4 protein-coding genes and 1 pseudogene are annotated in these 6,123 nt (G+C 71.3%); 2 read left to right on the forward strand and 3 right to left on the reverse strand.

The window, feature by feature from the left end; genetic code table 11:
- Positions 1-140 precede the first annotated feature (140 nt).
- Positions 141-1,109, forward strand: coding sequence for an agmatinase (gene speB, locus EHS43_RS34640; RefSeq protein WP_125194606.1), 969 nt, complete (start codon positions 141-143; stop codon positions 1,107-1,109).
- The gene (locus tag EHS43_RS34645; RefSeq protein WP_125194607.1) at positions 1,106-2,788 is read left to right on the forward strand and encodes a thiamine pyrophosphate-binding protein; all 1,683 of its coding nucleotides are present in this window, start codon (positions 1,106-1,108) and stop codon (positions 2,786-2,788) included. Before speB ends, EHS43_RS34645 begins: the two co-directional genes overlap by 4 nt.
- 7 nt (positions 2,789-2,795) lie before the next feature.
- On the opposite strand, the gene EHS43_RS34650 is transcribed toward EHS43_RS34645, so the two are convergent.
- The 3 genes and pseudogenes from EHS43_RS34650 to EHS43_RS34660 form a co-directional block, all read right to left on the reverse strand.
- Positions 2,796-3,599 carry an endonuclease I family protein gene (locus tag EHS43_RS34650; RefSeq protein ID WP_125194608.1) on the reverse strand — a complete coding sequence of 268 codons (804 nt, stop codon included), beginning with the start codon at positions 3,597-3,599 and terminating at the stop codon, positions 2,796-2,798.
- A gap of 214 nt (positions 3,600-3,813) precedes the next feature.
- On the reverse strand, positions 3,814-5,310 hold the full coding sequence (locus EHS43_RS34655) for an FG-GAP and VCBS repeat-containing protein (RefSeq protein WP_125194609.1): 1,497 nt from the start codon (positions 5,308-5,310) through the stop codon (positions 3,814-3,816).
- A 169-nt stretch (positions 5,311-5,479) separates the two neighbouring features.
- A pseudogene (locus EHS43_RS34660) lies at positions 5,480-6,123 on the reverse strand (hypothetical protein); the annotation flags it as partial.

Genomic DNA, 6,123 nt, shown 5'->3' on the forward strand with positions numbered 1-6,123 from the left:
ATCCAGTACCGCTCGAATGGAGGAAACGTACACTTCGCACCCGCTTCCCGGCCACCTAGGGTCGACGCAGACCGGCAGGACCCGGACAGGAAGGACCCGGACCGGAGGACCCCGGACCGGCAGAAGGAAGGCATACGACCATGAGCACCCCCGAGACGCCCCGCGGCCCCGTCGACTCCTCCCGCATCCCGCGCTACGCCGGACCGGCGACCTTCGCCCGGCTGCCGCGCCTCGACGAGGTCGGACGGGCCGACGTCGCCGTGGTCGGGGTGCCGTTCGACTCGGGTGTCTCGTACCGGCCGGGCGCCCGCTTCGGCGGCAACGCGATCCGTGAGGCGTCCCGGCTGCTCAGGCCCTACAACCCGGCCCAGGACGCGTCCCCCTTCGCGCTGGCGCAGGTCGCGGACGCCGGGGACATCGCGGTGAACCCGTTCCACATCAACGAGGCCGTCGAGACCGTCGAGGCCGCCGCGGACGACCTCCTCGCCACCGGCGCCCGTCTGATGACCCTGGGCGGCGACCACACCATCGCGCTGCCGCTGCTCAGGTCCGTCGCCAAGAAGCACGGCCCGGTCGCCCTGCTGCACTTCGACGCCCACCTCGACACCTGGGACACCTACTTCGGCGCCGAGTACACGCACGGCACGCCGTTCCGGCGGGCGGTGGAGGAGGGCATCCTGGACACCTCCGCCCTCTCCCACGTGGGCACGCGGGGTCCGCTGTACGGCAAGCAGGACCTCACCGACGACGAGAAGCTGGGCTTCGGCATCGTGACGTCCGCGGACGTGTACCGCAGGGGCGCCGACGAGGTCGCCGACCAGCTCCGCGAGCGCATCGGCGACCGTCCGCTCTACATCTCCATCGACATCGACTGCCTGGACCCGGCCCACGCGCCCGGCACCGGCACGCCCGAGGCGGGCGGCATGACCTCCCGCGAGCTGCTGGAGATCCTGCGCGGTCTGGCATCGTGCAACCTGGTGTCGGCGGACGTCGTCGAGGTGGCCCCCGCGTACGACCACGCGGAGATCACGTCGGTGGCGGCCTCCCACACCGCCTACGAACTGACCACGATCATGTCCCGCCAGATTGCAGAGGCCCGCGCGCAGTGACTCACGACCACGACCTGGTGCTCCGCCCGACGGAGGCGCAGATTTCCGCTGCTCTCAACCCTCCTCCCGGCCGCAACGGCGGAGACCTGGTCGTGGAGACGCTGGCCGCGCTCGGCGCGACGACCGTGTTCGGCCTGCCCGGCCAGCACGCGCTCGGGATGTTCGACGCGCTGCGGCGCTCCGACCTGCGGTACGTCGGCCTGCGGATGGAGAACAACGCGGGCTTCGCGGCCGACGCGTACGGCAGGATCACGGGCGAGGCGGCCCCGCTGCTGCTGTCGACGGGTCCGGGGGCGCTGACGTCCCTGGCCGCCCTTCAGGAAGCCGCGGCCGCCTCCGCCCCCGTCCTGGCGATCAGCAGTCAGATCCCGACCGCGGGGCTCGGCGGCGGCCGCCACGGCTATCTGCACGAACTCCCGGACCAGGCGGCCTCCTTCAGGGGCGTGGTCAAGTCGGTCCACACCGTGCGCGCCCAGTCCCAGATCCCCTCCGCGATCGAGGCGGCCTGGACCTCCGCGCTGACCGCCCCGCACGGGCCGGTGTGGGTGGAGATCCCGCAGGACGTGCTGCTCGCCGAGACGTCGATCCCGGTGGTGACGGGCGGCGACGCCTTCCCCGAGGAGCTGCCGCCGCGCCCCGAACTCACGGCGGTGGCAGCCGACCTGCTGTCGAACGCCGCCCGCCCGGCGATCATCGCGGGCGGGGGCGTCGTACGGGCGGACGCGTCCCGCAAGCTGCGGCAGCTGGCGGAGGTCCTGAGGGCCCCGGTGGTCACCACTCCCGGCGGCAAGGGCGCGTTCCCGTGGCAGCACCCGCTGTCGTTGCGGTCCTGGATCGAGGACCGGCACACCACGGACTTCCTGGAGGACGCGGACGTGCTCCTGGTGGTCGGCTCGGGGCTCGGTGAACTCTCCTCGAACTACCACACGTTCAAGCCGCGGGGCCGGATGATCCAGATCGAGGCCGACCTCGGCAAGCTGGAGTCCAACCACCCCGCCCTCGGCATCCACGCGGACGCGCGACTGGCGTTGCAGGCGCTGCTGGAGACGGTGGCCCCGAGGGAGGACGCCGAGGCCCCCGAGCGGGTCCGTACCGTCCTCGCGCAGGTCGCCGACCGGATCGCCGCCCAGGAACTGACCCTGGAACAGGACGTGTTGGCCTCGGTCCGCAGGGCGCTGCCGGCCGACTCGCCGTCCTTCTGGGACATGACGATCCTCGCGTACTGGGCCTGGTCGGCGTTCGACGCCAAGGGGCCCAACCTCATGCACTCGGCCCAGGGCGCCGGCGGCCTCGGCTACGCCTTCCCGGCGGCGCTCGGCGCGGCGGTGGCCGACCCGACCCGCCCGGTGCTGGCGGTGTCGGGGGACGGCGGGGCGCTGTACTCGATCGCCGAGCTGGCGACGGCCCGCCAGCACGACCTGGACGTCACCTGGCTGATCGTCGACGACGGCGGCTACGGCATCCTGCGCGAGTACATGACGGACGCCTTCGGCCAGGCCACGGGGACGGAACTGTCCCGCCCCGACTATGTGGCACTGGCCGAGTCCTTCGGCGTCCCCGGGGTCCGTACGACCCCGGAGACCCTCGCGGAGGACCTGTCGAAGGCGCTCGGCTCACCGGGGCCTTCGGTGGTCGTCCTCCCGGCGGTGCTGCGGATGTTCGCTCCGACGCACCTGTAGCCGGGTCCTACCAGATCGCCTCGACCCACTCCGGGTGGTCGATGAACGGGTTGCGGTTGTGCTGGTAGGTGTCGTAGATGACCTGGTTGCGGCGCTCCTCGAAGGCGCTGGGCGGGTCCGCCTCGTTCCAGGCCTTGAGGACGGCGAGCTTGCCCATGTAGGGGTTGGAGCCGTTGCCCACCTTCTCGTTGGGCTCCAGGTCGGCGAAGCCGTCGTCGCCCTCGTAGCGCACGGCCATGTACAGGATCATGCGGGCCACGTCGCCCCGGTCGGCCGCGCGCGGCGCGAAGGAGTCGGAGTCGACGGTGGAGCCGCCGCCGTTCGTGACGGAGCTGCCGCCGTTGTCGAAGTCGAGGTTGCCGCGGATGCTGTTGACCTGGACGTCGCAGGCGCGCAGGTGGTGCAGGTCGGTGCCGGGTCCGGTGACCTCGCCGAAGTCGCCGTGCGACTTGGCCCAGGTGTGCTCGCGGTTCCAGTCGCCGACGTCACCGCCGTTGAGGGACTTGCTGCGGGAGACACCGCTGTACAGCAGGAGCACGTTGCTCGTGTTGTTCGGGTCCTGGTCGGTGACCTTGAGCGCGTCCCAGACAGCCGAGTACGAGATCTTCGACTGGCTGCTGATGATCGTGTGCAGGGACGACTTGAGGCTCGTCCCCGTCTTGCCGATCGCGTTCTTGTAGTACGTCGAGTCGTACGCGGTCGTCGTGGCGGCTGCCGGGGTCGTGGTCACGACCGGGGCGGCGAGCCCGACCAGCACGGCGGCGGTGGTGAACGCCACCGACTTCCAGCTGCGGATGCGTGTCGCCGGCATAAGGGGGGTCCCATCTACGCGGGTTGAATGGAGGCGGCAGAGGGAGAGTGACATGGACATGAGGCCATGTAAATGGACTCCGCGTGTCCATTCGGTGACCGGAAACGGCAAATCGCCCCTTGTCTACGCGAGTTGACACGCGAAAACGGCCCCCGACCGTCCGGTCGGGGGCCGTTCGCGGGCCCGGTGTGGGGTGCCTGGGGAAGAGGGCGGCCTAGTCGGCGAAGAGGGCGCCGAACTGAGGGGTGCCCGAGGTGGAGACGCCCACCGCGGTGACGGACAGGGCGCGGGAGCCGGTCGTGCCTATCTTCGTGCCGGTGGAGGGCAGGTAGGTCACCGCTCCGTCGCCGCCGTCCTCGTACGACCCGATGACCAGGTCGGCCTTGCCGTCGCCGTTGACGTCGTCGAGCTTGACGTCGGCGCCGAACAGGTCGCTCTTCTCGGAGGTGCCGGGGACGCCCGTCGTGTTCTGCTCGAAGGACTGCAGGCCCGTGGAGGTGTTGATGCCGCTCGCGGAGCCGTACATGACGGTGACCATGCCGGCGTTGGAGACGCTGCCGAGGTCCTCGTTCGGGGTGGAGACGACCAGGTCCTGGTAGCCGTCGCCGTTGACGTCGCCCAGGTCCAGGTCCCAGCCGAAGGAGTCGCCCTTCTCCGAACTGCCGGGCACGTTCCCGGTGTTCTGGGTGATGCCGGTGGTCGAGGCGGGTCCGGACGCGGAGCCGTAGGTGATGCTGACCCTGCCGCCGTCCGAGGAGTCCGGGACGGTCTGGCCGTCGCCGGTCGTGGCGTCCCAGCCGGCGCCGGTGACGATGTCGCCGTACCCGTCGCCGTTGATGTCGCCGATGCCGGTGACGATGCCCGGCTTGAGGGTCTTGACGCCCGCGACGCTCAGGCCGCTCGCGGTGCCGGGCACCCAGTAGTTGGTGTTCCAGCCGTTCCCGGTCTGTGTCTCGTAGCCGTCGACCACCAGGTCGGTGCGGCCGTCGCCGTTCACGTCGCCTGCGGTGAGCTGCTGCGGGCCGTACGGGAAGCCGGAAGAGCCGGGCATGATCGGCGGCTTGATGGTGTACCGCCCGCCCGGCTGGCCGGTGCTGCTGAAGCCGCCCTTGTAGACGTAGAGCGTCGCGGACGAGCTGCCGACGGCCAGGTCGGCCTTGCCGTCGCCGTCGAAGTCGCCGGCGGCCAGGGCCAGGCCCCAGTTGTCGTGCGAGGAGACGGCCGGGTCCGGCACGTCGCTCGCCTTGCCGGTGAGGCCGCTCGCCGAGCCCCACAGGATCGCGAGGGCGCCGCCGTCGGTGTCGGTGCCGACCTTCTCGTACGGCGAGGCCACGGCGAGGTCGTCGTAGCCGTCGCCGTTGAAGTCGGCGTAGGCCGTCGCGCCGCCGAACCAGTCGCCGGCCTCCGCGCTGCCGGGCACGGTCCCGGAGTTCTGGCTGAGGACCGAGCGCTTGGCGGAGGTGATGCCGCTGCCGGCGCTGCCGTAGAGGGCGACGACCTGGCCGGCGTCGGCGTGGCCGCTGACGGAGGCGCCGGCGGCCGTGGCGAGGACGTCGCCGATGCCGTCGCCGTTGAAGTCGGCCTTGGCGACCTTGAACGAGTCGGCGGCGGTGGCCGTCGTCGCGGACACCGTGAGCAGACCGCCCGTCAGCGCGGCAGCGGCGGCCGTCGCGAGGGCGAGTCGCAGGTGCGAGTGGTACTTCTGGTGCATGCGGGATTCTCCTGCGGCATGCGGGGGACGCCTGGAGGGCATCCACGTCGATGGGGTGCGAACCGCCCGTGTTTGCCGGGAGTTGTCCTCAGGGACACGCACGGTTGGCGATCAAGAGACCACCGGTGGCGCCCCAGGGTTGTACGCGAGCCGGTGATTTTCTCGGTGCTCAGCCGACATCGGAGGCATCCAGCCGGTAGATCGTCGAGGTGCCGCTCGACTGGGCGCTCTGCGCGGAGGAACCGCTCGTGCCGTAGTCGCTCGCCTTCACCGCCGTGCCGTTCTTCTGCACCCAGCTGGTGATCTCCTGGTTCAGGCTGCTGTTGCCGCCCATGCCACCGCCGCCAAGCTGGATGTAGTGCAACTCGCCCTTCTTCACGAGTTCCTTGAGCCTGGCGAGGGTCATCGCCCGGTCCGTGCCGGTGAAGCCCCACATGGAGATGACGGGCTGGTGCGTGCTGAGGATCAGCTGGCCCGCGCTCTGCGAGTTCGACACCGCGAGCAGCCACGTGGCGCCGTCCTGGTGCTTCTCCAGGTACGAGACCAGGGCGCCGTCGACGCTGCCGCCCATGCCGCCACCGCCGCCGGGGCCGCCTCCGGAGGGGCCACCACTCGTACCGGCGCCCGGGAGCTCCCCGGTCGTGCCGCCGGGTGCGCCACCGCCCTGGGGAAGCTCGCTGTTGCCGCCATTTCCGCCGTTGCCGTCGGGGAACTCCCCGCCCGCCTGGCCACCGCCCTGCTGGGTGCCGCCCGGCAGCTCGCCGCCGGGGCCGCCGTTCCTGCCGCCGAAGCCGCCCCGGCCGCCCCCGGGAC

The organism is Streptomyces sp. RP5T (assembly GCF_003933965.1).
Lineage (GTDB): Bacteria > Actinomycetota > Actinomycetes > Streptomycetales > Streptomycetaceae > Streptomyces.